Origin of the sequence: Adhaeribacter terreus, assembly GCF_042657365.1 — a bacterium.
GTDB classification, from domain to species: domain Bacteria; phylum Bacteroidota; class Bacteroidia; order Cytophagales; family Hymenobacteraceae; genus Adhaeribacter_A; species Adhaeribacter_A terreus.
In genome coordinates this window covers 292,301-318,138 of the sequence record NZ_JBHSKT010000004.1, presented here as the reverse complement: position 1 = coordinate 318,138, position 25,838 = coordinate 292,301, and the positions used below count along the sequence as shown (strand labels likewise).

18 protein-coding genes are annotated in these 25,838 nt (G+C 45.1%); 9 read left to right on the top strand and 9 right to left on the bottom strand.

From position 1 onward, the window contains the following. Position 1 precedes the first annotated feature (1 nt). The 3 genes from atpA to ACFPIB_RS08880 all read left to right on the top strand — a co-directional run bounded on the left by atpA (position 2) and on the right by ACFPIB_RS08880 (position 6,647). On the top strand, positions 2-1,576 hold the full coding sequence (gene atpA, locus ACFPIB_RS08890; RefSeq protein ID WP_378017087.1) for a F0F1 ATP synthase subunit alpha: 1,575 nt from the start codon (positions 2-4) through the stop codon (positions 1,574-1,576). A 125-nt stretch (positions 1,577-1,701) separates the two neighbouring features. After that, positions 1,702-2,595: an ATP synthase F1 subunit gamma gene (gene atpG, locus ACFPIB_RS08885; protein ID WP_378017086.1), complete on the top strand. Its 894-nt coding sequence runs from the start codon at positions 1,702-1,704 to the stop codon at positions 2,593-2,595. A 311-nt stretch (positions 2,596-2,906) separates the two neighbouring features. Beyond that, positions 2,907-6,647, top strand: a complete 3,741-nt coding sequence (locus tag ACFPIB_RS08880) for a T9SS type A sorting domain-containing protein (RefSeq protein WP_378017085.1) — start codon at positions 2,907-2,909, stop codon at positions 6,645-6,647. 188 nt (positions 6,648-6,835) lie between these two features. On the opposite strand, the gene ACFPIB_RS08875 is transcribed toward ACFPIB_RS08880, so the two are convergent. Together ACFPIB_RS08875 and ACFPIB_RS08870 are read right to left on the bottom strand one after the other, a co-directional pair. Then, entirely contained in the window at positions 6,836-7,354 is a 519-nt protein-coding gene (locus ACFPIB_RS08875) for a hypothetical protein (RefSeq protein ID WP_378017084.1), read from the bottom strand. Positions 7,355-7,482: 128 nt separating this feature from the next. Beyond that, positions 7,483-8,742, bottom strand: a complete 1,260-nt coding sequence (locus tag ACFPIB_RS08870) for a ribonuclease D (protein WP_378017083.1) — start codon at positions 8,740-8,742, stop codon at positions 7,483-7,485. A gap of 906 nt (positions 8,743-9,648) precedes the next feature. On the opposite strand from ACFPIB_RS08870, the gene pafA reads away from it, so the two are divergent. From pafA to ACFPIB_RS08855, 3 genes are all read left to right on the top strand, one after another. Next, positions 9,649-11,310 (top strand): alkaline phosphatase PafA, encoded by a 1,662-nt coding sequence (gene pafA, locus ACFPIB_RS08865; protein WP_378017082.1) that lies wholly within the window; start codon positions 9,649-9,651, stop codon positions 11,308-11,310. 152 nt (positions 11,311-11,462) lie between these two features. Next, positions 11,463-12,029 (top strand): inorganic diphosphatase, encoded by a 567-nt coding sequence (locus ACFPIB_RS08860; RefSeq protein ID WP_378017081.1) that lies wholly within the window; start codon positions 11,463-11,465, stop codon positions 12,027-12,029. An 87-nt stretch (positions 12,030-12,116) separates the two neighbouring features. Further along, positions 12,117-12,797, top strand: coding sequence for a DUF6766 family protein (locus ACFPIB_RS08855; RefSeq protein ID WP_378017080.1), 681 nt, complete (start codon positions 12,117-12,119; stop codon positions 12,795-12,797). A gap of 50 nt (positions 12,798-12,847) precedes the next feature. On the opposite strand, the gene ACFPIB_RS08850 is transcribed toward ACFPIB_RS08855, so the two are convergent. After that, entirely contained in the window at positions 12,848-13,795 is a 948-nt protein-coding gene (locus ACFPIB_RS08850; protein ID WP_378017079.1) for a hypothetical protein, read from the bottom strand. Between the two features lie 10 nt (positions 13,796-13,805). On the opposite strand from ACFPIB_RS08850, the gene ACFPIB_RS08845 reads away from it, so the two are divergent. Further along, positions 13,806-14,690: a UbiA prenyltransferase family protein gene (locus ACFPIB_RS08845; RefSeq protein WP_378017078.1), complete on the top strand. Its 885-nt coding sequence runs from the start codon at positions 13,806-13,808 to the stop codon at positions 14,688-14,690. 3 nt (positions 14,691-14,693) lie between these two features. Here the strand turns inward: ACFPIB_RS08845 and ACFPIB_RS08840 are convergent, their stop codons facing one another. The 6 genes from ACFPIB_RS08840 to ACFPIB_RS08815 all read right to left on the bottom strand — a co-directional run bounded on the left by ACFPIB_RS08840 (position 14,694) and on the right by ACFPIB_RS08815 (position 22,393). Beyond that, on the bottom strand, positions 14,694-16,208 hold the full coding sequence (locus ACFPIB_RS08840; RefSeq protein WP_378017077.1) for an NAD(P)H-hydrate dehydratase: 1,515 nt from the start codon (positions 16,206-16,208) through the stop codon (positions 14,694-14,696). Between the two features lie 280 nt (positions 16,209-16,488). Next, positions 16,489-18,915 carry a DUF5686 and carboxypeptidase-like regulatory domain-containing protein gene (locus ACFPIB_RS08835; protein ID WP_378017076.1) on the bottom strand — a complete coding sequence of 809 codons (2,427 nt, stop codon included), beginning with the start codon at positions 18,913-18,915 and terminating at the stop codon, positions 16,489-16,491. A 257-nt stretch (positions 18,916-19,172) separates the two neighbouring features. Next, positions 19,173-20,375, bottom strand: a complete 1,203-nt coding sequence (locus ACFPIB_RS08830; protein WP_378017075.1) for an NADH-quinone oxidoreductase subunit D — start codon at positions 20,373-20,375, stop codon at positions 19,173-19,175. 143 nt (positions 20,376-20,518) lie between these two features. Then, positions 20,519-21,061, bottom strand: coding sequence for an NADH-quinone oxidoreductase subunit C (locus ACFPIB_RS08825; protein ID WP_378017074.1), 543 nt, complete (start codon positions 21,059-21,061; stop codon positions 20,519-20,521). Between the two features lie 158 nt (positions 21,062-21,219). After that, positions 21,220-21,765: an NADH-quinone oxidoreductase subunit B gene (locus tag ACFPIB_RS08820; RefSeq protein WP_378017073.1), complete on the bottom strand. Its 546-nt coding sequence runs from the start codon at positions 21,763-21,765 to the stop codon at positions 21,220-21,222. 124 nt (positions 21,766-21,889) lie between these two features. After that, positions 21,890-22,393: an NADH-quinone oxidoreductase subunit A gene (locus ACFPIB_RS08815; protein ID WP_378017072.1), complete on the bottom strand. Its 504-nt coding sequence runs from the start codon at positions 22,391-22,393 to the stop codon at positions 21,890-21,892. Positions 22,394-22,593: 200 nt separating this feature from the next. On the opposite strand from ACFPIB_RS08815, the gene ACFPIB_RS08810 reads away from it, so the two are divergent. Continuing rightward, a complete protein-coding gene (locus ACFPIB_RS08810; RefSeq protein ID WP_378017071.1) occupies positions 22,594-24,006 on the top strand; it encodes a thioredoxin-like domain-containing protein in 1,413 nt (470 codons plus the stop codon). An 893-nt stretch (positions 24,007-24,899) separates the two neighbouring features. After that, a complete protein-coding gene (gene sdaAA / locus ACFPIB_RS08805) occupies positions 24,900-25,808 on the top strand; it encodes an L-serine ammonia-lyase, iron-sulfur-dependent, subunit alpha (RefSeq protein WP_378017070.1) in 909 nt (302 codons plus the stop codon). The last annotated feature ends 30 nt before the right edge of the window (positions 25,809-25,838 follow it).

Genomic DNA, 25,838 nt, shown 5'->3' with positions numbered 1-25,838 from the left:
CATGGCAGAAGTTAGACCGGATGAAGTATCCGCAATCTTAAGAGAGCAACTCTCCAATTTCAAAACAGAAGCCGAACTGGAAGAAGTAGGTACTGTATTGCAGGTTGGTGACGGCGTGGCCCGTATCTACGGCCTTTCCAAAGCCCAGTCTGGTGAGCTTTTAGAGTTCAACAACGGCCTGCAAGCGCTGGTATTGAACCTTGAAGAAGATAACGTTGGTGCGGTAATGCTTGGTGACTATAGCACCGTGAAAGAAGGCGATACCGTAAAACGTACCAATAAAATTGCGTCTATTAAAGTAGGCGAAGGTATTGTTGGCCGTGTAGTAAACACCCTTGGTCAGCCGATCGATGGTAAAGGCCCAATTGCTGGTGATATGTATGATATGCCACTGGAGCGTAAAGCGCCAGGTGTAATCTACCGTCAGCCGGTTACTGAGCCAATGCAAACTGGTATCAAAGCGATCGACTCCATGATTCCGGTAGGTCGTGGTCAGCGTGAGCTTATCATCGGTGACCGTCAGACTGGTAAATCTGCCGTAGCTATCGATACGATCCTGAATCAGCGTGAATTTTACGAAGCTGGTAAGCCGGTGTTCTGTATTTATGTAGCGGTTGGTCAGAAAGCTTCTACTATTGCCCAGGTTGTTAAATCGCTGGAAGATGGTGGTGCTATGGATTATACTGTGGTTGTAGCTGCTGCTGCTGCCGATCCGGCTCCAATGCAGTTCTTCGCGCCATTTACCGGTGCTGCTATCGGTGAATATTTCCGCGATACTGGCCGTCCTGCTTTAGTTGTTTATGATGACCTTTCAAAACAAGCTGTAGCTTACCGTGAAGTTTCCCTGTTACTTCGTCGCCCTCCAGGACGTGAGGCTTATCCAGGTGACGTTTTCTATCTGCATAGCCGTTTATTAGAGCGTGCTGCGAAGATCAACGCTTCTGATGAGATCGCGCGTGATATGAACGACTTGCCGGAATCTATTAAGCACTTAGTAAAAGGTGGTGGTTCTTTAACGGCACTTCCAATTATCGAAACCCAGGCTGGTGACGTTTCTGCTTATATCCCGACGAACGTAATTTCCATTACTGACGGTCAGATCTTCTTAGAAACCAACTTATTCAACGCTGGTATCCGTCCGGCCATTAACGTTGGTATCTCGGTATCGCGTGTAGGTGGTAACGCGCAGATCAAATCGATGAAGAAGGTTGCAGGTACTTTGAAACTGGATCAGGCGCAGTTCCGCGAACTGGAAGCGTTTGCGAAATTCGGTTCTGACCTGGATGCTTCTACCAAGCTGACAATTGAGCGTGGTCGTCGTAACTTAGAGGTTCTGAAGCAGCCACAGTTCTCTCCGGTTAAAGTGGAAGACCAGGTTGCTATGATCTACTGCTGTACAAATGGTTTGCTGGATAACGTTCCGGTAAACGAGGTGAAAAACTTCGAGAAAGATTTCACCCGCACCATGAATGCGCAGCACAAAGATTCCCTGAACCTGCTGAAAGCTGGTAAACTGGAAGACTCAGTAATTGCTGACATCAAAAAAGTAGCGAAAGAGCTTTCTTCGCGCTACTAATTCAGAAATGTAAAAAAGAAGCAGGAGGTAATTCTTCTGCTTCTGTTTCATAATTTATTATCGGGAAAAACGGTAGGCAAAATGGCTCCAAAAGTCAGAAACCCGCCGGAACCTTGAAAAAATAGATGGCAAGTTTAAAAGAAGTTCGTAACCGGATCGTTTCCGTACAGAGTACGCAGCAAATTACCAAAGCCATGAAAATGGTGGCGGCTGCCAAGTTGCGTCGTGCCCAGGATAGCATTATCCGGATGCGCCCTTATGCCCAGCGCCTGAGCAATATCCTGACGAATTTGTCGGAGCTGACTGGTGATATGGTTTCTAACCCATATACTGTAAAACGCGACATCAACCGGGTACTGATTATTGCAGTTACTTCCGATCGTGGTTTGGCCGGCGCTTTTAACAGCAACGTGCTGAAAGGCGTGAACAGCTTGGTAGCAGAAAAGTATGCTGCGCAAATGGAAGCCGGAAACGTGGAGTTTATTGCAATTGGTAAAAAAGGCCACGAAGCGCTTACGAAAAAAGTCTACAAAGTAAACGGCGATTTTACGCATGTTTTCAGCAAGCTTTCTTTCGATACCGTGCGGGTAGCGGCTGAGTTAGCGATGGAAGGTTTCCGCAATGGTTATTACGACCAGGTGGAAATTGTGTACAACGAATTTAAAAACGTGGCTACGCAGATCATCCGTAAAGAACAGTTCCTGCCAATAGTAGAGAAGGAAAAAGACGAAACCGCGAAGAATACCAATATTCCGGATTACGTTTTTGAGCCTTCGAAAGAAGAAATTATTCAGGAGCTGATCCCGAAATCGCTGAAGATCCAGGTTTATAAAGCCGTATTGGAAAGCAATGCTTCGGAGCACGGCGCCCGGATGACGGCGATGGACAAAGCAACGGATAACGCCGGTGAATTGCTGAAACAATTGAAACTGACTTACAACCGTTCGCGTCAGGCGGCTATTACTACCGAGATCCTCGAGATCGTGGGTGGTGCCGAAGCGTTGGCTGCCGGAAGATAAGTTACTTAATATTAAAACAAAAAAGCCCGATTGGAAACAGTCGGGCTTTTTTGTTTTAAATTTTTTAATGTTATTTTTTTTGTTTTTTAAAAATATTATTTATGTTTGAACATCCTCACCTTTGCTCAATAAACCCCAATACCAAAAAATACAATATTAATTACATTTTTTGTAAATGTTATGACACTAAAAAGTTATAGCGATAAGTCATTATTGTAACTAATTAAAGTTATATTTGGACGGAAGAGGGGTAATAGTTAGTTGATTTAATTTAATTAATAAATTTTATGTAGAACCCTTAAAAAAAAATTATGATCCATGTAAAAAGTAAGACGGGAAAAGCGCTAATGCTGGCAGGCTCCAACGCTTCTTCCCGCCTCAAAAGAAAATACCGACCGGTAGTTTCTCCTTTGCAAGTTACGAAAATTTTAACTTGTCTGTTCTTTCTATCTTTTACTGGGCCAGTTCCAGTATCTGCTCAACAAGGGCCGGCGCCACAAGCAGGTAATTATCTTTACAGCTGCTATTCAAATAGCCAGTCGGTAACAGGAGGTGATCCAATGCCAGATGCAGTAGATTCTCGCAATGGTTACCTCCATACGCCAAAAGGGAAATTAAAAATATTAATCATTTTTGCAGGTTTTGATAATGATAATGTAGGAACTGTTCCTTACAATGATAATTCATCTACAAACCCTTGGCCACAGCAAGATGCAGATCATTCGATATGGGGTACGGCTTTTCCAGTTGATTTAATGAATAAATACGGCTATACAAAAGATAGTGATTTTAATATAGCCAACACTGATAATTCATTATCTAATTTTTATTATCAGATGTCAAAGGGGACATTTGAACTCTCTTTTGGCTATTTTCCTGATCGTATAAATGTTCCTTATTCGGCTAGTAATAATAGTTACTATTATTATGATGCATTAGTATTAAATGAGTTAGCTGCTACAGCTTCTAATTACCCAAATTTCGATTGGACAGAATTTGATAAAAGAACAAATTTGCCAAATTTTTCCAGTGATAACAGCGTTTCAGCACCTGATGGACAAATAGATTATGCAATAATAGTTTGGCGTAATACTGGTAATCTTCCTACACCAAGAGGAGGTGGGGCACATACAGGTTTAAAAGCCTCTAAAACATTTCAAGTAAATGGTAACAGTTATACTCTGGCAGACGGACATGCAGGAGTGGGTGGAATAGATGCAAATATTCAAGGAGGTTTTAAGCACGAGTTTGCTCATAATCTCTACTATGCTCCACATTACAATGGTGCCAATGGTATGAGAGGAGAACATCTTTATACAAACTATGGCTGGGGTATGATGTTCAGTGATGTACACACAAATCAGTGCGCTAATGGCTGGGAACGTTGGTACAATGGCTGGATCGAGCTTCAAACCGGAGCTAATCAAGTGAATTCTGACGTTCAGAGTGCAGCTGATTTACCTGCAAACGGGGAATTTACATTACGTGACTTTGCTACAACCGGCGATGTGGTACGTATTAAAATTCCTCATACGGACCAGTATTTATGGCTTGAAAATCATACGGGAAATACACATTGGGATAATCGTTATGGTTGGCAAACTTCAGGGTCTGGGCAACCATTTCAACCAGCACCCACCGGAATACTTGCCTTTGTAGAGTCAATGGCTGACCGCTCAATAGCTTTGAGCCCATGGAATATTGAGCATTGTAATGGCTTAAAAACAGTATCTGGTAATGGGAATTATGACTATACGCCTGATGGTTCGGGAAAAAGTAATTACGGAGGCTATTTATGGAATCAAATGTTATACAATTTTAAAAGCGAACCTAACCCTACAGGTGGTTTGAACGAAATATCCAGCATATTTTTGGACGATAACGGTGATGGTACGATTGATTATACTGCAAATTCCGGAAATGGAGGCGGAGTAAACGAAGGTGCGCCATATATGGCAGTTTTAGATGGCCAGTTTGTTGATGGTATGTTTGGCCCTAATATTGGCTTTAATTCTAAAGGGGACAAAATGGGGTTAAGCCATAACCCAATGATCATTCCGCATCAAACCTTTGATATTGCTGCTAATAAACTTTCTCCAATTAATTTACATGGCCTATCTGTAGAAGTAATAAATTTTGATTCAAATAGAGACATTACCATAAAAGTCCGTTTCGACGATACTGATATTACTCAAAGCACCCGCTGGACCGGTGATCTGATTATGGAGGATATGTACGTGAACGTGCTTTCCGGTAATACACTTACTATAAACAAAAGCGGCACCGCTAACCGCACAACGCAGCTAAATGGTGAATTTGTAAATCCAACTATACTTACTATGAAAAATGGTAGTTATTTGGAAGTACAAAACAGTGCTACTGTGCTAGTTGATAACGGGAGTACCTTAAAAATGGAAGCAGGATCTGAACTAGTTCTCAGACAATGGGCAACATTAATAGTTAGAGGTAACTCCATACTGGATATAGCTGACGATGCTGTTCTACATGCCTTGCCTTACTCAACAATTATTGTAGAAGATGGTTCGCAAATCATAATAAGGAATAATAAATCTGGTAAAGGCTTAAATGCTTATAATTCTTCAATAGTAAGAGTTAGAGATGCAAGTAAGATAAATGTAGAATCAGGAGCAGTTTACGAATTTAAGAATTTATCTGCAGGCTATGGCTTGATTTTGGAAAGTCCTCAATCAGAATTAAATGTTAAAGGCAGTCTTAAAACTGTTACGAATGTTAATTTAACTTTTAATGGTAGCGGCTTTATAGCTTTCCAAAGTAATTCAACTGTCGATCTAGCAGCAAATAGTAAAGTTGTTCAATCCGGTAGTGGTAATACAGACTTGCTTTACCTAATATATGATTACACAAACCTGAATCTTAATCCTTATTCAATAGAAATTCAGAATGGTAAAATTGAGTATGGTTACGGGGCAACCTTTACTGTAAGTGGTACTACAGGGGCAGCAGTATTCAATAATCTAAACTTTAAAGAATATTATGCAACTGCTCCTGGTGCAATTGCTTTAAGTTGCGTAAATGTACCGACACTTACAATGAGTAATTGTAATATAGCCGGCTTCTTTATGGATGGTTTAGTATTAGATAATGTGGCTTCGGCTACGCTTACTAATACTAACTTCACTTATAATGGGAATAACAGTATAAGATCTAATTTTAAAAATACAAACCTTTACTTAAGCGGGTGTAATATTTCTGGCTCAGCATATGGTATTTATTATGATGGCGCTTATACACTAGCCGGTAATCGGAATCTATATTTAAGAAATAAAACCGTAATATCAAATAACTCATACGGTGTTTATGCATTAACTCCAACTGGGTCAAGATTAAATGTAATTGCTGGTGATCAGGGCTGTGCGTGGGTAATTAATAACTACTTCGCTGGTATAAAGGGTACAGATGTATATCTAGATATTGATGCTATTACACATAAAGGCAGTGCCTGTGCCAAACAAACTAATCGTTTTGATGGAAATGCTGGATCTGGCGGTTATATTTTTGATATTTGCTATTCCAGTTCAATTCCTAATAATACCATTAATGCTAGAGGAAATTATTGGGGAGCCGGATTTAGCAGTCTTTCTTATAGATTGAACACTAATTGTTCTGCTACGCCAGTACCTGTTAGCTTAACTTCTACAAGTCCAGTTACATGTATGCCGGTTGCTTGTGATATTTGTGCCGGCGAAGCAACTTGTATTCCTGGTGGCGGAGATGTTTCCAGAATGGCTGCTTCAGGTACGCAAACTACAGAGCAATCAGATTCCTTTGAAATGAATGTCTATCCCAACCCGTCAACTGAAAATATCTTCTTAGAAATTCAGGATAATGAATTTGGGGCTTCTTACAACTATAAAATAATGAACAGTATTGGAATGGTTGTATTAGAAGGCAAGTTGAAAGAGAAAGAAAGTAAAATAAATATTCAGAGTTTGTCAAAAGGAACCTATACTATCAGTTTATTTAAAGATAATAAACCTATGAAGTCAAGCAAAATTGTGACTGTAAAATAGTTGTTAATTGCATTCTCTATATTAGAATGGCCGGAAAAATTTCCGGCCATTTTGATTTAATGCAGTAAAAGTGAATAGGTATTTAATTGAAAGCTAGGTGACAAAATCAAATAGAAACTAAGTAAGTGCAGACTTTTTCAGGCTGAAAGGATACCATTTTCAGAAGAAATACTCAATAAATGAAAGCCTTACTGCTTCACTGCCACTTTATCAGAAGCTTGTACCGGCAAATTCTTCGGCAGGAACTGGATGAAATGCTCCATTATTTTTTCGGGGAAGAAAATGGCGTGAGTAGGTAAAAAACCGATCTCGTAAACCAGGCCGGAAGTGGCATGGCGGATATAAAGCGGCGTTGTGGACCAAACCGTTGGCTGGCTGTAAAGTTTTCCGGGTTCGAAAATATAGGCATTATCCGATAAAGAGGTAGGCAATTCGGTTTTAGAAACAATCCGGAAAAGGTAAGGATAATTATGTCTGGCTACGGCTGTGATCTGTTGGTTGGCCTGGGTGCATTGCGCTTGCAAAGGAGTGAGTTGCCGGTAAATGCTTTCGTGGCTTTTGGCATCGGCCGGAATCAGGTCCGAAGGTTCATAAGCAACGATCAGTAATTCGGAACTGGTAAAATCTTCGGGAAGGCCTTTAAGGGTCTGCGCACGCAGTTGCAGGCAGCTTAAAGTTAAAGCGATAACAAACAGAAACTTATTCAACGGAAGTCGGGGAAAAACAAGATCGTAAAAAGGATGCAATTCTGGAAGGTGCCAGCTGCAAGAATTGTTCCTTTATTTACGGATAAGTTACTGAAATGGTATGGTTTTAACTAATAAAAGTGGCAGAATTAGTACAAAGAAAAGTAAATAAGGGAATAATCGAGGTTGTGCTTTTCGCAGGTTTCCCGGATAAGCTGGTCCTGCCAGTTTTTCAGCGCTTTTTTGGTACCCAGATCTGCCACTTCCGGCTGAATTTTTTCTGATAAAAATAAATTCGTAATGGGCAGTCCGTGCGTTTCGGCGAGCAGTTTTTTGAGCTGCGTCAGTACCGTTTTCCGTTCTTCGCGAAGCCAGGCTTTATAATCTACCATGCTGCGCTCAAAGGCCTTTATACGGTTTTCAGTTTCGCGGAAAGGAATGGCAGGCGCCGGCATTTCGGCAGCAGTAAGTTTCTTTAATTGCTGCAGGTTGGGTTCGCGCCGCAAACTCGGGTGAATGCCGCGATACGTATCCCATTTTTCCAGCGTTTTTTCAGGTTGCCGCACCAGTTCGCACAGCACATCGTTGGGGAAAAGCTGGTAGGGCGGTTTGTTCATTTTCTTCGCCAGGTTTTCGCGGAAATACCAAACCTCTGCAAACCGCGGATACAAATGGGCATAAATGCGGTTCTTCTGCGCCAGCTTCAAATACGGTTTCGGATCGGGCGTGTAGCGGATCTTTTCCAGCGTTTTGCATTCTTCCACGGCCCATTCCCAACGACCAGCGGCTTCGAGTTCCAGTTTCATGGCGTGCGCGGCCTGATGGAGGTAAATTACATCTTTGGCGGCATACAGGATCTGAGAGTCGGAAAGCGGACGCGATATCCAATTGCTGGATTGTTCCCCTTTTTCCATGTCCACATCGAGGTAGGTTTTGATCAGGTTCTTGAGCGAAATGCTGTTTTCGGAATGCCCGAGCATTCGGTAAAGAATGCTGGTGTCGAGCACGTTTTTCATCTGGCAGCCATACAATTCGCTCAAAACCATGAGGTCGTTCCAGGAGCTGTGGAAAATCTTCACCAGGTGGTCGTTCTCGAAAATGCGCAGCAGCGGTTCGATCTTGTTTTCCAGCGCCACGGCGTCGATTATAAAAACCGTTTCGCCATCGAAAACCTGTACCAGACTCAACGTACGGCCATAAAAATAGCGCATGTCGTCAAATTCCAGGTCGAAGGCCAGTTCGGTATGTTTGCTTAAAATGGAACAGGCTTCTTTCAGATCTTCGGGCGTGGCAATGATCCTGATGGGGAAATCGGTATCGTTGGGGCCGGTAAAAGTGCCGGATGCCGGCGTAGAAGCGTGCAGTTTATTTTGATGCGCGGCGGAAAAAAAGTCGCCTAATTGGGTCATAAGTAATGCTAATAAAAGCTTAAAGATAAGAAGTTTTACGGGGTTTGTTTTGGTGTAGTGGTTTTTCTGTGTAAAAGAGTTTTTTTTAAAAGTGTTTGTTTGATCTATTGAGTTTTTTGCCTGAAAAGTATAGCGTTTTTTATCGTCATCTCGACGATAGGAGAGATCTCATCGGGTGGGTAGTATCGTTTGTTGTTGAGTTTTTAAGCTTGAAGGGATACCGTTTTTGTCATCCTGAGTGTTAGCGAAGGACCTCATCGGCGGACAGCAGTTTTTCAACTAAAAGTGCTAGCGTTTTTGAAACACCTTTTCTGCTAAACGGCTGACTTTAAACTTTCATCGGCAATTTTTTTCCTCAAGCCGGGCGGGCTTCGTTTCTGCGTTCGCGTCTCACCCTTTCCTAGCCGCAGGCGGCTTTTCTGACGAAACCGGAAAGTGCGGAGGCCGCGCACGCAGAAACTGGTATCAGTTTCCTGCGTAGTCTGCTTTTTTTTAGTTTGGTTTTCTAGCAAACGTGATTTTCAGGGAACGCTGCGCTTGCGATATAGTGAAATAGGAAAGTAAACTAAGAAGTAGAAAGTAAGAATAATGTAGAAATTAAAAATAAGGGTAGGAAGCAAAAGCTCCCCGCCTGGACAGGAGGGGTTGGGGGTGGTTGATCAAAGATGCACTTACTTTAAAGGATAGAGTTTAATCAGAAACAAATCCTGCCCATCAAATAAATCCTGAAAATCGTATTCAAAGACAAAATTCCAATTCAGATGAAAATCACAATTCAGACAATACAAATATCCTATTTTAAGCAATCGTTAAATCAGCTTTTCCTTTTACTCTAATCCGGAGGGAACTGCTTTTTGGTTTGTATCTTTGCCGGTACAAGTTTCTGAATTGCTTATGAATTTTCGCATGAATTTCCGCCGGTTTCCGGTCGCCTTGCTTTTAGTTTTTGTAGCCCAAACCATACCTTTTTTTGCTTCCGCTAAACCAAAATCCAAACCTTTAGACCGGCCGAAACTGGTGGTGGGCATGGTGGTAGATCAGATGCGTTACGATTTTCTTTACCGGTACTGGGATCAGTATTCCGAAGGTGGTTTTAAGCGGTTGCTGAAAGACGGCTACAGTTTTGAAAATACGCAGTACAATTACGTGCCTACGCATACCGGTCCTGGTCACGCTTCTATTTATACCGGCACTACGCCCGCTACGCACGGCATTGTAGGCAACGACTGGTACGATTGTGAAACCGGTCTGAATATGTATTGCACCCAGGATCAAAGCGCCGGTACCATTGGCAGCAAGTCGGTTTACGGGCAAATGTCGCCGAATAATTTGAAAGCCAGCACCATTACAGATGAATTGCGTTTGGCTACCAACATGCGTTCCAAAGTAATTGGCGTTTGTTTGAAAGACCGGGGTTCTATTCTGCCTTCCGGACACATGCCAAGCGCTGCTTACTGGTACGATGGTAGCATTGGCGGCTGGATCACGAGCACCTACTACGCGCAGAATTTACCCGCTTGGGTAGAAGCCTATAACGCGAAAAAACCCGCCGAAAAATATTTAAGCCAGCCTTGGAATACGCTTTTACCGCTGAACGAATACACCCAGAGCACGCCCGACGATAACGAATTCGAAAACCCATTTAAAGGAGCCACGCGACCGGCTTTTCCGCATAATTTACCGGTTTTACGCAATGGTACTTCCGATATTCTGCGGAATACGCCCTTCGGCAACACGTTTACCAGAGAGTTTGCCATGGAAGTAATCAAGCAGGAAAAAATGGGCCAGGGGAATTTTACCGATTTTCTGGCGCTTAGTTTTTCTGCTACCGATTATATCGGGCACCAGTTCGGGCCAAATTCAGTAGAAACCCAGGATACGTATCTGCGCCTCGATAAAGATATTGCTGAATTCCTGACATTTCTGGATAAGCAGTTCGGCAAGAAAAACGTGCTGGTATTTTTAACCGCCGACCACGGCGTGAACCACGTGCAGAATTATCTGAAAAGCCTGAACATGCCGGGCGGCAGCAATTCGCCGGTGGCTTTAAAAGATTCGCTGGACAAACATTTGCAGAAAGAGTTGGGACCGGGAAACTGGATAAGCACCTACGATAACCAGCAAGTTTACCTGAACCGGAAATTAATAGAGAGTAAGAAAATTCCGCTCCGCGATGTGCAGCAGAAAACGGTAGCTTTTTTACAGAAAAACTCTGCGGTAGCGAAAGTGGTTTCGGCAGAAGAACTCCGCATTACGCAGTGGCACGAAGGGTTATTGGGCATGATGCAGCGCGGTTTTCATCCGCAACGTTCCGGCGATGTGCTGGTGGCTTACCACCCGGGTTGGCTCGAAGGTTATGGCGGGCCAAGCACCAAAGGTACGAGCCACGGTACGAACGGCCGCTACGATACCCACGTACCGCTTATTTTTTATGGTTGGAACGTGAAAAAAGGGCAGAGTAGCGAAGAAGTTTATATCACCGATATTGCCCCTACGCTCGCGCAATGGCTTAAAATTCAGGAACCCAGCGGATGTATTGGTAAAGCCTTGCAGCATAAGATGAAATAGTTGTATCTTTGCGGCCGTTTCTTTCAGAAATAGGGCTAAAATGCGTAATTTTCAGCTTTTTAAAGGCTCAGATTGAACCGGGAACAAACGAATTCGGTTTAAAATACCGCAACATTAGTAATTGAATCTTATAAAATATTTTTTTAGCGTAGATGGAACACTTTAACCCATGGCATGCAGTATCTTACGGCGAAGAAGCGCCGCAGACGGTAACCGCCATTATTGAAATTCAGAAAAAATCGAAAGGCAAATACGAACTCGATAAAGAAACCGGCATGCTGAAATTAGACCGCGTGTTGTTTTCTTCCATGCACTACCCGGCCAATTACGGTTTCATTCCGCAAACGTATTGCGACGATAAAGATCCGCTCGATATTCTGGTAATTTGCTCCATCGATATCCGCCCGATGACGCTGATCGACGCAAAAGTAATCGGCGTAATGCAGATGATCGACAACAACGAGGAAGACGATAAGATCATTGCTGTAGCTGCCCACGATATGTCGGTAAACCACATCAACGATATTTCGGAATTGCCGCCGCACACTTTATTGGAGATGCGCCGTTTTTTCGAAGATTATAAGAAACTGGAAAACAAAGAGGTGATCGTAGAGAATTTCCTGGGCCGCGAAGCCGCGTTCGAAATTGTACAGCGCAGCATCGAACTTTACAAAGAAACCTTTCCGAAACAGGAAGCTGCAGTTACCGCAGAAAAATAATATAGCTTTATTCTGATATTCATATCAGGAGAAAAACGGCTTTGATTGGCTTGCGTAATATGCTCAAGAACAATCGAAGCCGTTTTTATGTTAAAACACCCTCCAAAATCGAAATTCCTGCGTTTTTTATATGAAAACAGCCTTTCGCTGGTAGTTACTATTTTTATGCTTGGTACCATTGTGGGGCAGGCTATTACTGGTTGGGATGTGTGGAATCAGGAACTGGAAGACATGGATAAAAGTCCGCTAAGCTTCCTGCAATATTTAAGTTCCGGGCATTTTATTGAAGCCATTTTCGAGAACTGGGAAAGTGAATTCCTTCAAATGGGCCTTTATGTAATGCTTACCATCTGGCTCCGGCAAAAAGGTTCTTCCGAATCGAAACAGCTTTACGAAAAAGAAGAAGTAGACCGCGAACCACAGCCCAAAAAAGATGCGCCGTTGCCCGTACGAATGGGTGGTTTTGCGCTGGCGGTTTACAAACAGTCGTTAAGCATTGCTTTTTTCACGCTCTTTTTCCTGACATTTTTCCTGCATGCGTATGGCGGCGCCGAAGTTTATAACCTTGAACAATTGGATCAGGGCAAAGAAACGGTAACAGTTTTGCAATACATGACTACGTCACAATTCTGGTTCGAATCGATGCAGAACTGGCAAAGTGAGTTCCTGAGTATTGTTTCCATTGTAGTTTTCTCGATTTTTCTGCGGCAAAAAGGTTCTCCGGAATCGAAGCCAGTGGATGCGCCTTATGATGAAACGGGTGAATAAACTTAAAAAAAAACGCTATACTTTTAAGCCCAAAAAGTATAGCGTTTTTTTTATTCTTTTCGCCAGCGTTTCTGTTTTAAGAAGTAGAAAAACCAAAGCAGCAAACCCAATAAAACCAGCATTCCCAAGGTATAGCCAATTTCGCCTGGAATTTCTTTAGCGGCAGAATCCAGGTCTGCTCGCAACATACTGAGATACTCTTGCTGGGGCTGTTCCTGTAATGCGGGGAATTGTTTTTTTAAGCTTGCAGCCAGTTGTTTACTATCTTGTAGCAGTTCTTTTTTAACGTTTGCCGAAGCGTAGGTTAATAATTTGCGGTCCGGAATAATTTGTAACTCCCAAGCCACGTGTTCAGGATTTTCGGAGCGAAGTTGGGCCAGGGAGATGGTGATCCAGTCGCTGTTTTGTTTTTGCAGGTGCAGTTGTTTGCGGTGCTGCGAAATTTCCAGGCTTGGTTTTATTGTTTCCGGATCTATCTGCAAAGGCTTCAGAAGTGAATCTAAAACCGGCCGGTCTTTCTTGCGGATCAGTTTCAGAAGCGGATGCGTAGTAAAACCAGTTCCTTTATCCGGTTTGCGGTTGTGCCGGAAAACGATCTGCTTCCCGGTCTGGGCCTTGTCTTTTCCCGGAAGCAGCAATTCGATCCGTTCTTTTTGCCCTTCCCTCGAAATAATGAGCCGGTGCCGTAGCAACATATCCCGGCGCTGCAACGTTTGCTTTTCATCGTCGAAATAAAAGTCGGTTACGGTGTCTTCTTCCGGCGGAAGGGCTGCTGCATATTTTCTTTCCAGGATGAGCCAGAGCATTTTGGTTTGTGCTTCAGGAACCAGAAAACGGTAGGAAAAATGCGAGAAAAACTGCGTGCCACGCTTGCTGCCGGTAGTTTGCAGGCCCAAAGCCGCTACCGAAGCAAAAAAGACCAAACTAATAACCAATAATTGTTTTCTGAAAGATGCAGACAAAGCAGCGCGTTTAATTGTTTTGTAACTTTGAAGCATGGGTTAACATTTGCGTCGGTTTGCGGCGCCGGCCCGAAACCAGGTAGCAGCGTTGAAAAAACTTACCGATTTCCTCTTTTACAGCAGCATTTTTATTTCGTTGTGTGGCTTGGCGCTCACCGCCGAAACGTACTTGGTTGCCCGTATACCGCTGGATGCCCGCGTGGGTTTGCTGATCTTTTTCGCTACCCTTTTTCTTTATAACCTCGATAGCTTGCTGCCTTATAAAACCGGCCAGCACTTATTCCTTTCCGAACGAAAAAAATGGATATTTGGCCATCGCAAACTCTTGCTGGGTGTGGCAGTCTTTTCGGGAATGGTGGTGCTGGCTTTGTATACGCAGCTTTACCGGCAGGTACCTTTCTGGTTTTTTATCCCGTTTTTTATCATTTCGGTTTTTTACTCGTTGCCCGTTTTACCTACCACCAAAGGTTTTATTCCGCTCCGCGATGTGCCTTTGCTGAAAGTTTTTCTGGTGGCGCTGGTGTGGTCGGGGCTAACGGTTCTGCTGCCGCTGCTGGTTTCGGGCGCTGAAATTGGGGCGGAAGAGATTTACCGGTTTTTGCTGCGCCGTTTCCTTTTCATTTTTGCGTTAACGCTGCTTTTTGATATCCGCGATGTGCAGAAAGACAAACGCACGGGCACCGTTACTTTTCCGGGGAAATTCGGGGTACCGTTTGCCAAGATCCTCTCGCTTTCGGCGCTGGCATTTTTTATTGTTTTAACTCTTTTTCAGGAAACCGGCCACGAGCGGATCGCCTTGGTTTTATCGGCAGTTTTTGCAGCAATAGTAGTAGCGTTTTCCGAAGAGCACCGCCCCGATTATTATTACGCCGGCCTGGCCGATGGCATGATGCTGCTACAATTTCTGCTGGTGTGGATCTTTATGGTGTAAAACTCAGCCATTCCCTTCCAGCGTTTTAAAGGCTTTTCCCAGATTTTCAATAATATCCGAAGCAATTAAAGCTGTTTCGCCTTTTTCGTTTTTGGCAAGATCGCCGGCCAGGCCATGCGTATAAACACCCAGAATACAGGCATCTTCGGCGGAATAACCCTGGGCGCGCAAAGCGGTAATAATGCCGGTAAGCGCATCGCCGGAGCCGCCCGTAGCCATGCCCGGGTTGCCCGTAGAATTGAAATATAAATTGCCGGAAGGCGTGCCGATGCAGGTATTTGCACCTTTTAGAACCACGTAGCACCGGTAATTTTCACAGAAATCGCGTAAAAGTTTCAGACGTTCAAAATCGTCTTGTAAGGGCTGCGTAAGGCGTTCAAATTCTTTGGGATGGGGCGTTAAAATGGTTTCCGGCGGAAGTTTTGCCAGTAAGGTTTTATCGGCGGCCAGAATATTCAGCGCATCGGCATCGAGCACCAAAGGCACTTTTACTTTTTCGAGTAAATTCCCTACCATTTTTTTTGTTTCCACAGCCAGGCCAATGCCCGGACCTATACCAATGGCGGCGTATTTGCCAGGTTCTTCCGGAAGTTCGGTCAATTTTTTTTCATCCGGATCGGCTAGTACCATGGCTTCCGGGGCAGCGGTTTGCATGATCTGGTAACCGGCCTTTGGCAGCGAAACGCTTATCAGACCGGCGCCGCTGCGCAGGCAGGCGCGGGTGCTTAGAATTGCGGCTCCCATTTTTCCGTAACTGCCCAGTAAAAGCAATGCATGGCCAAATGTACCTTTATGCGCATATTGCGGGCGCGGTTTCCAGCGGCTTTTAACAATAACGGTATCTATATAATGGTATTGTGTGCGCAGGCTTTCTATAAAACCGATATTTAAGCCAATAAGTACGCTGTGCATTTGCTGGCTGTAAACCTGGTTCTGGGGTAGGAGTAAAGCGAGTTTCGGGCTGGAAAAGGTTATGGTTTGAGCTGCTTTTACTACGGCGGCCTCCTGCGGCGTAGCAGTATCGGCAAGCAAACCAGACGGCACATCAATACTGATAATTTCGGTGTGCAAGCCGTTTAGAAACTGAATGGTTTCGGAGTAAAGTCCGGTAAGCGGGCGGTTGAGGCCGGTGCCAAAAAGCGCATCGACGATCCGGGTTTTGGAAAGATGCAAATGCTCCAGGGTACTAATGTTTTTGTAGCGGATCACAGGCACACTTTTCGGCAGCCGCTTCAGGTTCAGCTTAAAATCTTCGGAAAAAACGCTATCGGTTTCGGGTAAAAAAGTGCGAACCAGGTAATTGTATTCGTTCAGCAAGCGCGCTACGGCCAGGCCATCGCCGCCGTTGTTGCCGGGACCGCAAAAAATAGCAACTTCCTTTTCGCGGCCACAATTATTAATAAACCAGTTGGTAAATGCCTGGGCAGCGCGCTCCATTAAAGCGCCGGGCTGCAGGTTTTCGCGCTCAATGGTAAATTTATCTGCTTCGCGAAGCTGTGCCGCCGATAAGATCTTCATGCCGTAGTTTTTGTTTAAAGGTAAAATTTCCTGACCGGAAATGGTAGGCTTTTTAACGAAAAAACTATGGAAGTCGCCAGTAAAAATTTCCGGAATTTGGAAATAGTTCGGGAAACCCTGAACTGAATAACGGTCTCTCTGTTTGGTAAAAAAAAGTCCCCCTTTGGAGGGGGTAGGGGGAGGATTTTTAAATTATCTGAGTTTTAAAAAGAAGATCTGAAATACGTAGTTCTCCCCCTACCCCCTCCAAAGGGGGACTGGCAAAACGTAATCTCTGCCATTACAAGGTAAATCCGATCACGAATTTCAGCGAAAGGTTATCTTTGAAAGTGGGCTGTTGGTACGCACCGTAGCGGTAAAAAGCGCCTATGCCAAAAGAACTGAAATTCATTTTAACCAGGTCGTTCACCAGCAAACCCGATTCGTAGTAACCTTTTTCCATGGTTTTAAAATCGATGTTGCGGTGTTTTTGCGGATCTTTCAGGCTACCAAAACCTACGTTGGTAATTACGGCCAGCTTGGGGCTGAATTTCTCTGACCGGTAAAGCAGGCTCGAGAAATTGTGGCGCACATACAAAGCTACGTAACGATCCGATAAAAATTCCTCCGGCAGCATGGTCTGGAAACCTTCGGAAGTGTACAGGTGGAGGTCCCGTTCTTCGGCGCCGTTGCCGTTGAACAGGTTTGGATAAGGAATATTGCCGCTTGCCAAACCACCCGTTAAAACCACCGAAGTTGTGCCCAGCGCTTTATTTTTCAGGTTTTTTTCGATACGGGCACTGTATTTCTGGTAAGCAAACTGGCCATTCATCAGATCATTCAAACCTTGGCGGTACTGGAACCAGACGATCGGGTAATTGGTGCCCATCGGGATCAGGTTGTTGAACATTTCCATGAGCTGTTCGCGGAAAGCGTAACGGAAACCAAGAACGGCTTCGGTAAACCGGAAATCGGAACGGAAATTATCTTTGGAAACTTCGTAAGTGTAGCCGTTGGTGGTGCGTTTGTGTTCTTCCTGCAGGCCGGTTTGCACATCCATATATTTAAAAATGCGGGCGGAAAGGAAAATACTCTGGTGCGTAACTTTATCCATGTTCCGAATCACGAGGTGGCGCAGGTTGTTGCCCAGCAGCGGCGCATTGTAAAAAGGCAAAACCGTTCCGCCACTCTCCGCAATATCTTCGGAATGCGTAACGGTAAGTTTCAGATTGGAAGGCTGATAAAGGTTGAAAGCCAGGTTGCCGCCGTATTTCCAGGCCTTGTCTTTCACGCCGTAGCCGGCATAACCGCCCAGCGTAAAAAAGCGCGAAATCCGGTCGTTGGTGTGCAGGCCTAATCCGAACCGGAATCTTTCGTAACGGTTCAGGCGATAAATGCGGTTTAAATCTACGGAAACCGGGCCTAAGGGCAGTTGCTTCGAATAAAGCGCTTCAAAAAGCCGGAAACGCGCGTCCATTTTAAATTCCTTGCCCAAGCTATCGAGCTTGTGGTAGGTATTGCGTTCCCGGAAACTGAGGCTGTCGGGGCGGTGCTGGTTCCAGAAAGCTTCCGGTTTTCGGGCCGCATCGTTCTGCATTTTTATGGTTACAGCTTTAAATTCGCGGCGCTTCAGTTCGGGTTTTAAGTTGATCTGCGAGTAATAGCTGCGGCTGTAAGCCACCGGTTTATACCCATGATTCAATAGCGTTTTGAAATCGTAATCGGTATGCACCTGCACCGGAAACCAGGTCTGGCCGATCTTTTCGTAATGCTGTTGCAGCCGCACGCCCTGGGTACTTTCTTCCGCCGATTCGGCAATGATATTGGCCACCGCCCAGCCGTCTGAACTGATGTGTAACTGCCCTTTCAAACCTTCGAAATTTTTGCCGGGAAGCGGTTTGTAGGAAATAATGAATACTGTATCGTTGCCGGTATAAGTGGTGTCTTCGAGCTGGAAATCGTATTTTTTGGTGCTGCCTTCGCTCAACGGACCTAAATAAGATTTGCCGAAAAACGTAACCATATCCTGGTAAACCGAAAAATTCTTGCTATCGGTAGAAAGCATGGCGAAAGTAGGATTTTGGAGTCCTGAGACGCGCGTAGCCAGCACAGTTTCCTTGTCGAGGTTGGGTTTAATAAAGGCGTGATCGGCAATGCTTTCGGTAAGGAATAAATAATGTTTGGCGAAATACGCTTCCATTTCCAGCTTCGAAGAATCTTCGGCCGTCAGGATCGGTTTCACTTCTACGAGTTTGAAGGTATCTTTTTCAACCTCCTTTACATTGTAAGTAATTACCGTTTTGGTGTAAACCCGGTAAGTATATTCGGGAAGCTGCGCCGGATCGTTTTTTTTGCGGTTTGCCGTTGCCAGTTTTATAATGCGGTGCGCCGGGTTAAAACCCGCCCGTATCACCACTTCGCGCAGGTTGTTGGCTTGCGGCTTCATTTTTACGAGCAGCTGGGTTACAGAATCCGAAAGCTGGATCTTCTGCGGTTCGTAGCCTAAGTAACTGAAAGTAAGCTGGCGCAACGTTTCTCTGCTTTTAACCTCGAATTTGCCGTTAATATCGGAAGTAGCGCCGTGTGGGCCATCGTTTATCAGGATGCTCACAAAAGGCAGCACCTCTTTGGTTTGGGCGTCGCGCACCGTTCCTTTCAGTAAATGCTGCGCTTGCACCCAACCCGAAAATCCCAACACCAAAAACAGGCAGCCGATAATTTTTTTCATAGTGATAAAAGCAAAGAAGCGTGTTGATTTTCAGATGCAAATAACGCCTGAAGGGTTGCTTCTCTTTTCTCAAGATAAAGAAAATATAAGGCGAATAACAGCAGTGTGTGGTAAAGGGAATTTAAGGCTTAGTAAAACGGTAGGGTTTCGGGGTGAAAAACTAAAGTAGCGTAGGGTTTAAACCCTACGCTACTGGCTACTGGTTAATAAAACGCTATGCTTTTCGATTAAAAAACTGCTCGTCGGTTTATGAAAAACTACCGGTCCAATTCGCCCATTACAATATCCACGGAACCAACAATGGCAATAAGATCGGCAACCATGCAACCACGCGAAATTTCAGGTAAAACCGATAAGTTGGAAAAACAGCATGAACGCGCATGGCTGCGGAACGGAATATCGGTTTTTCCGGTGGTGCGGAAATAAAAACCCAGTTCACCGCGCGGCGTTTCGCCCCGGAAATACAATTCCTGTTCCGCCGGCCGGATCTTTTTGGGGCACATTTCCTGCGGATTAAAATCGGGCGTGCGTTTGTAATCGGTCGTTAAGCGTTTCAGGCATTGCTCAATAATCTTTACCGATTCATCGCATTCCAGCGCCCGCACTTCGGTTCTATCCCAGCAATCGCCCAGCGTTCCCATTTTGCCCGTTCCCACCGGTATATCGAATTCCAGTTCCGGGTAAACCGAATAACCATCTACGCGCCGCAGGTCATATTTCAAGCCGGAACCGCGCAGCATCGGGCCGGTGCAACCGTAATTAATAGCCACATCCAAAGGTAAAACGCCTACGTTCGCGGTGCGGTCTATAAAGATTTTATTTTCAATTAAAAGCTGCTGAATTTCTGCCAGTTTCGGCTTGAGATAGGTTATAAATTCCTGGCATTTCTCTTCGAAGCCAACCGGCAGATCGTAATACAAGCCGCCTACCCAAATGTAATTATACAACATGCGCGCGCCCGTGATCCATTCCAGCAACCGCTGAATGTGTTCGCGATCGCGGAGCAGCCACAAAAACGGCGTAAAAGCCCCAATATCGATGGCATAAGTTCCGATGGACACAAAATGCGAAGCCAGGCGGTTCAGTTCAGCAACCAACACCCGGATATATTCCACGCGCTTGTGCAGTTGCCCGGTTAAGCCCAGCATTTTTTCCACGCCCATGCACCAAACGTGTTCCGAATTCATAGCCGCTAAATAATCCAACCGGTCTACATAAGGAATGCTTTGGTTATAAGCCATGCTTTCGGCGTGCTTCTCGAAACAACGGTGTAAATACCCGATATGCGGCACTACTTCTTTCACAATTTCGCCATCAGTAAGGGTTTCTAAACGCAAAACGCCGTGCATACTCGGGTGCTGCGGACCCATATTGATCAGCATTTCGCCGCTCTGCAGCGTGTTTACATCGTGCAGATTTGGTTCGGCCTGTAAAAGGTAAGAGGTGTATTTCGAGGTCAAGTTTCGTTGTTCGTTATTCGTTGCTCGTTCTTCGGGTTTTGGTCTGAAAAGGATACCGTTTTTTAGTAGCGTTGGGGTTTAAATGTGGCATAGGGTTTAAACCCTACGCTACTAAAATTTTAACAATTAAGCCATTAAACAATTTAAATCCTTTCGCCCCGGAAGCCATTATCTTCATTATGTTTTTCGTAAGGCACTTTTATGTCGTGGTAATATTCGGGCCAGACGTAATCTTTGCGCAGCGGATGTCCTTCCCAATCGGCGGAACAGAGAATGCGACGCAGATCCGGGTGGCCGGAAAACTGAATGCCAATTAAGTCGAAAATTTCGCGTTCGTGCCAGTCGGCGCTGCGCCAGATGTGGCTTACGGTGGGAATTTCCGGGAGCGGTTCGTTTTCCGGGTTGCGCGGCACTTGTACTTTCAGACAAAAGCTGTGTTCAAACGGTATGGAATACAGGTTGTAAACTACTTCCAAAGTGCTGGCTTCCGGACCATTATCGATTCCGGTCTGGCAGCTTAAAAAATCGAAATACGTTTGCTCGTTGTCGTGAAGTTCCAGACAAATTTCTGCAAGTTTTTCCTTCGGAATAATTACGAAAGGCATGAGCGGCTGCAGGTTCTCCGCGAGAATCGCTTCCGGGCCGAACTTGGCAATGAGCAGGTTTTTTATTTCTTCTAACGACACGGGTTAATGTGCTAATTGTTTAATATGCTGCTTCCTCGTTAAGTGCTGTGCTTTCGTCCCCCTTTGGAGGGGGTAGGGGGAGGATTACGCATATTCGATTAATTATCCAATAACCTGAAAATCCTCCCCCTCCAAAGGGGGAATTTCTTCCTTATGCGCTAATCAGTTTCTGAAGCTTCCTGTTGCATCAATTTCATAACTGCTTTGGGCTGCAAAACGCTTTCTTTCCGGATCAGTTCCTGCAGTTTCAGGAAACCGCCGATCAGGGCTTCCGGCCTTGGCGGACATCCGGGTACGTACACATCTACCGGAATAATACGGTCTACGCCTTTTACCACATGGTAGCCTTGTTCCCAGTACGGGCCACCGCAATTCGAGCAACTTCCCATGGAAATTACGTAACGGGGTTCGGGCATTTGTTCGTAAAGTCTGCGAACTCTGTCAGCCATTTTGAAAGTAACCGTTCCGGCCACGATCATCACATCCGATTGCCTTGGCGAAGCCCTGGGAATGATGCCAAAACGATCCAGGTCATAACCGGAACCGTAGGCGCCCATCATTTCTATGGCGCAGCAAGCCAAGCCAAAACCCATCGGGAAAAGGGAGGAAAGCCGGGCCCAGTTCAGCAGATCATCGAGTTTTGCAATGATCACGCCGCCGTCGCCGGTTTTATCTCTGGAAATTTGTGCCTGCGGAATGTTCATGTTTTGTGTTTTCAATCACCCCGAACTCCTCCTTGAAAAGGAGAGGTTTCGAGTGATGCTTAATTTCACTTTTTCTACCCAAAAGGATAGCGTTTTTATTTCCTGGTAGCGTAGGGTTTTAACCCTACGCTACTGGTTTATTCATTTTAATTCCTTCGTATTTCTTATTGACCTTTGCATACATTTCCGCCGGAATTTTAGAACGGCTTTGCGGAATTTCGGGTTTAGGTTTTATCCAGTCTAAATGGCCGTTTACCCATACGTAAGCCAGGCCTAATATCAGAATTCCGAGGAAGATGCCCATTTCTATTAAGGAAAACCAGCCCCAGATTCCGTTGGTTGCCCGAATCAATTCTTCTTGCCCGAAAACCACGGCCCACGGAAAGAAGAAAACCAGCTCCACATCGAAAATGATGAAAATTAGCGCGATCACGTAGAAACGGGGGTTGAAAGATACCCAGGAACTGCCCATCGCTTCTTCGCCGCATTCGTAGCTGCTCAGTTTTTCGGGGTTTGGGTTGCTGGGGCGTAGCATTTTAGATGCCACCAAACCGATCAGGATAAAAACGGCGCCGCCAATTAGAAAAAGCAGAATGGTGCCGAAATCGGAAAGGTAGGTTTCTTCCATAATGTACTTGGTTGCTGGTGCAAAGGTAACAATTCGGCGCGGAGTTTTTGGACTGAAAAGCTTAGCGTTTTGCGGAGATTACCGGCAAGCTGGCAACGGATGCTGGTTTGTTTACGTCATAAATGTGCGAATATTTAATATCGTTTTTTACTAATATTCCGTACTAACCAGAATCTTAAACGCTCACAACTCCTTCCGATATGCAAACAGGCCGCGTAAACGCTCCCGAACTACTGTCTAAATCTGCCTGGCTGAATGCTGATAAAACGTATTCGCTCAAAGATTTCCGGGGTAAGTTTGTGCTGCTCGATTTCTGGACCTACGGCTGCATTAACTGTCAGCACATTCTGCCCGATCTGAAACGTCTGGAATCAGAATTTCCGGAAAATCTGGTGGTAATTGGTGTGCATTCGGCTAAGTTCGATGCCGAAAAAAGCGCCGAAGCTATTCGCAAAGCCATTCAGAAATTCGGGATAAAACACCCTGTAATCAACGATGCCGATTTTAGTTTGTGGCGCCAGTATGCCATAAATGCCTGGCCCACCATTGTGCTCATAGATCCGGACGGAAAAGTGATTGGCCAGCGGGCCGGCGAAGGCGTTTATGACGTGGTAAAACCGAACCTGGAAACGCGCCTGCCGGAATTTGCCGATCGCCTGAACCGGGAAATTATTTCGTTCCGGCTGGAAGAAAAAGAGAAAAGCCTGCTGTATTTTCCTTCGAAACTGTTAGCGCATCAAGATTTTGTTTTTGTAGCCGATAGTGGCAATAACCGCATTCTGAAACTGGACCGTAGCGGCAAAATTCTGGAGAAAATTGGCAGCGGCAAAGAAGGTTTTACGAACGGAAGTTTTGCCGAAGCATCTTTTTTTGAACCGCACGGCATGGCTTTGGCAGGCAATATTTTATACGTAGCCGATACTAAAAATAACGCGATCCGGGAAATTGATCTGGTAACTAAAACGGTGAAAACGGCGGCAGGGAATGGTGAGTTGGGCTATTATTTCGGGGCGGATAAGTGGGGTGTGCCGGTGCAGCCAAATTCGCCCTGGGATCTGGTGGTGAATAACAGCGTAATGTACATTGCTAATGCTGGCAACCACCAAGTTCTGCAAATGAATCTGCGCACGAATATGGTTACGCGTTTTGCCGGCACCGGCTCCGAGGCTTTGGTGAATGGCAACCTGCACGACGCGGCTTTTAACCAGCCCAGCGGCCTGGCCCTGCAAAACGAAAACCTTTACATTGCCGATGCCGAAGCCAGCGCCATACGTTGCTTAAACCTGCATAACGGCGAAGTAAGTACACTTTTAGGGCGCGGACTTTTTGATTTTGGTGATATGGACGGCGATGCGGATATTGCTTTGCTGCAGCACGCCGTGGGCTTAACGGTGCGCGATAATTGCCTCTACATTGCCGATACGTATAACGGAAAGGTCAAAATTTTTAACCTCGACACGAAGCAATTAGAAACTTTAGCCGAAGGTTTTTCGGAGCCGAACGATGTGCAATTTGTAGGCGAGGAGCTTTGGGTAAGCAGTACAAATTCGCATGAACTTTATAAAGTAAATCCGGAAACAGGGGTGAAGAACCGGATTGAAATGGAAGAGTAGTTTTGTTTGTTTTATTGAGTTTTTTGCCTGAAAAGCATAGCGTTTTTTTCATCATCTCGACGTCAGGAGAGATCTCATCAAGTTAGAAGAATCGTTATCTATTGACTTTTTTTTCTTGAAAGCATACCATTTTTTCGTCATTACGAACGTTAGTCGAGGAAACTTATGAAGCCACATTTTTGAGCTTTTTTTGTTTGAAAGTATACCGTTTTTGCTTTCATCCTGAGCACAATTGAGCGCGGGAGCGCGAAGATTGCGAGCGTAGCTCTGAAGGACCTCGTTGGCGGGCAGCAGTTTTTCAACTAAAAGTGCTAGCGTTTTTTGAAACGCCATTTCTGCTAAACAGCTGACTTTTAACTTTCATCGGCAATTTATTCCCTCAAGCCGGGGGCTTCGTTTCTGCGTTCGCGGCTGCACCCTTTCCTTTGCTTGCGCAATTTTGCTAAAGCAAAAGTCGGAAAGTGCGGAGGCCGCTCTCACAGAAACTGGGATGGCTTTACTCCGTAGCGGACTTTTTATCTTTTGTAGCGTTTCAACAGACGCTGCGCTGGCGGAATGTGTGCAATCATAGTTTAGGAAATCACAAGAATCACATCACTCATAAAAGTCACAGTTCAGAAAAGTCACAGTTCAGACCGATTTCATTGCCGTTTGCTTTAGCTGTCGGATTACACCTGCGAAGAAAAATCCTCCCCTGAATTAGGGGAGGATTTAGGTGGGGGCTTTGATGGAATTTTGTTGGCATATTCAATTTAAGAGTGGCTTATAGGTTTCTTTGGAAAAGTGAATTTGTGAATGCGGAAAATCGTTCTGACCTTGTGATGTGGAAAGAATAGCTTTGAACGAAGGAAATTCTCTCCTGACATTATTCACTAATTCCCTCATTCAGCAATATGTCTTTATTATTTAACGATTTTGCCAGCTGGCAGAAACATTGCGAACAAACCGGTGAGCCGCTTTATAAACCGGTCTTAGATTACGAAATAGAACAGAAAGGCCGCACCGAAGAAATAATCTGGGAAACTATGGCGCATGCTTACGCGGTAATGCAGGATGCCGTAAAAACCGGACTTTCTGAAGATATGCGGTCGCGTTCGGGCATGGTAAATAACGGAGCTAAAAAAGTAGCAGCTTCGCCCGTAACCACGCTTTCGCCGGAATTTAAAATGCTCATTACACGCGCTTTGGGTGCTAAGGAAGTGAATTCGTGCATGGGGCGCGTAGTAGCAGCGCCAACGGCCGGGGCTTCCGGAATTTTGCCGGGCATTTTAACCACCTTGCAGGAACTTCATCACCTCGACGACCGCAAAATTCATGAGGGTTTATTGGTTGCTGCGGGTATTGCTTTAATTATTGAAACCAATGCTTCTTTGGCGGGTGCAGTGGGTGGTTGTCAGGCCGAAACGGGCAGCGCGGCGGCTATGGGTGCGGGCGCGATTGTTTATTGCTTAGGCGGAAATATTGACCAGGTTTTTGCAGCCGTAGCCATTACCATTCAATGTATGCTGGGGTTGGTTTGCGACCCGGTAGCAGGTTTGGTAGAAGTGCCTTGCATTGTGCGTAACGCGAGTGCGGCAGCCATTGCTTATTCGTCGGCGCAGATCGCTATTGCGGGCGTTAACCCGGTAATTCCGGTAGACCAGTGTGTGGCAGCGTTGGGCGAAGTGGGGCAGAGTATGGAAACCAAATATAAGGAAACCGCACTGGGTGGTTTGGCCAATACCATTAAAGCCCGCGAAATTGAAAAACTGGTGCTGGTGCAGGATGTGGAAATTCTGCCCGATGAAGATAATGCCGACTAAAATGTTAAATGGTTGAATTGTTGATTGATC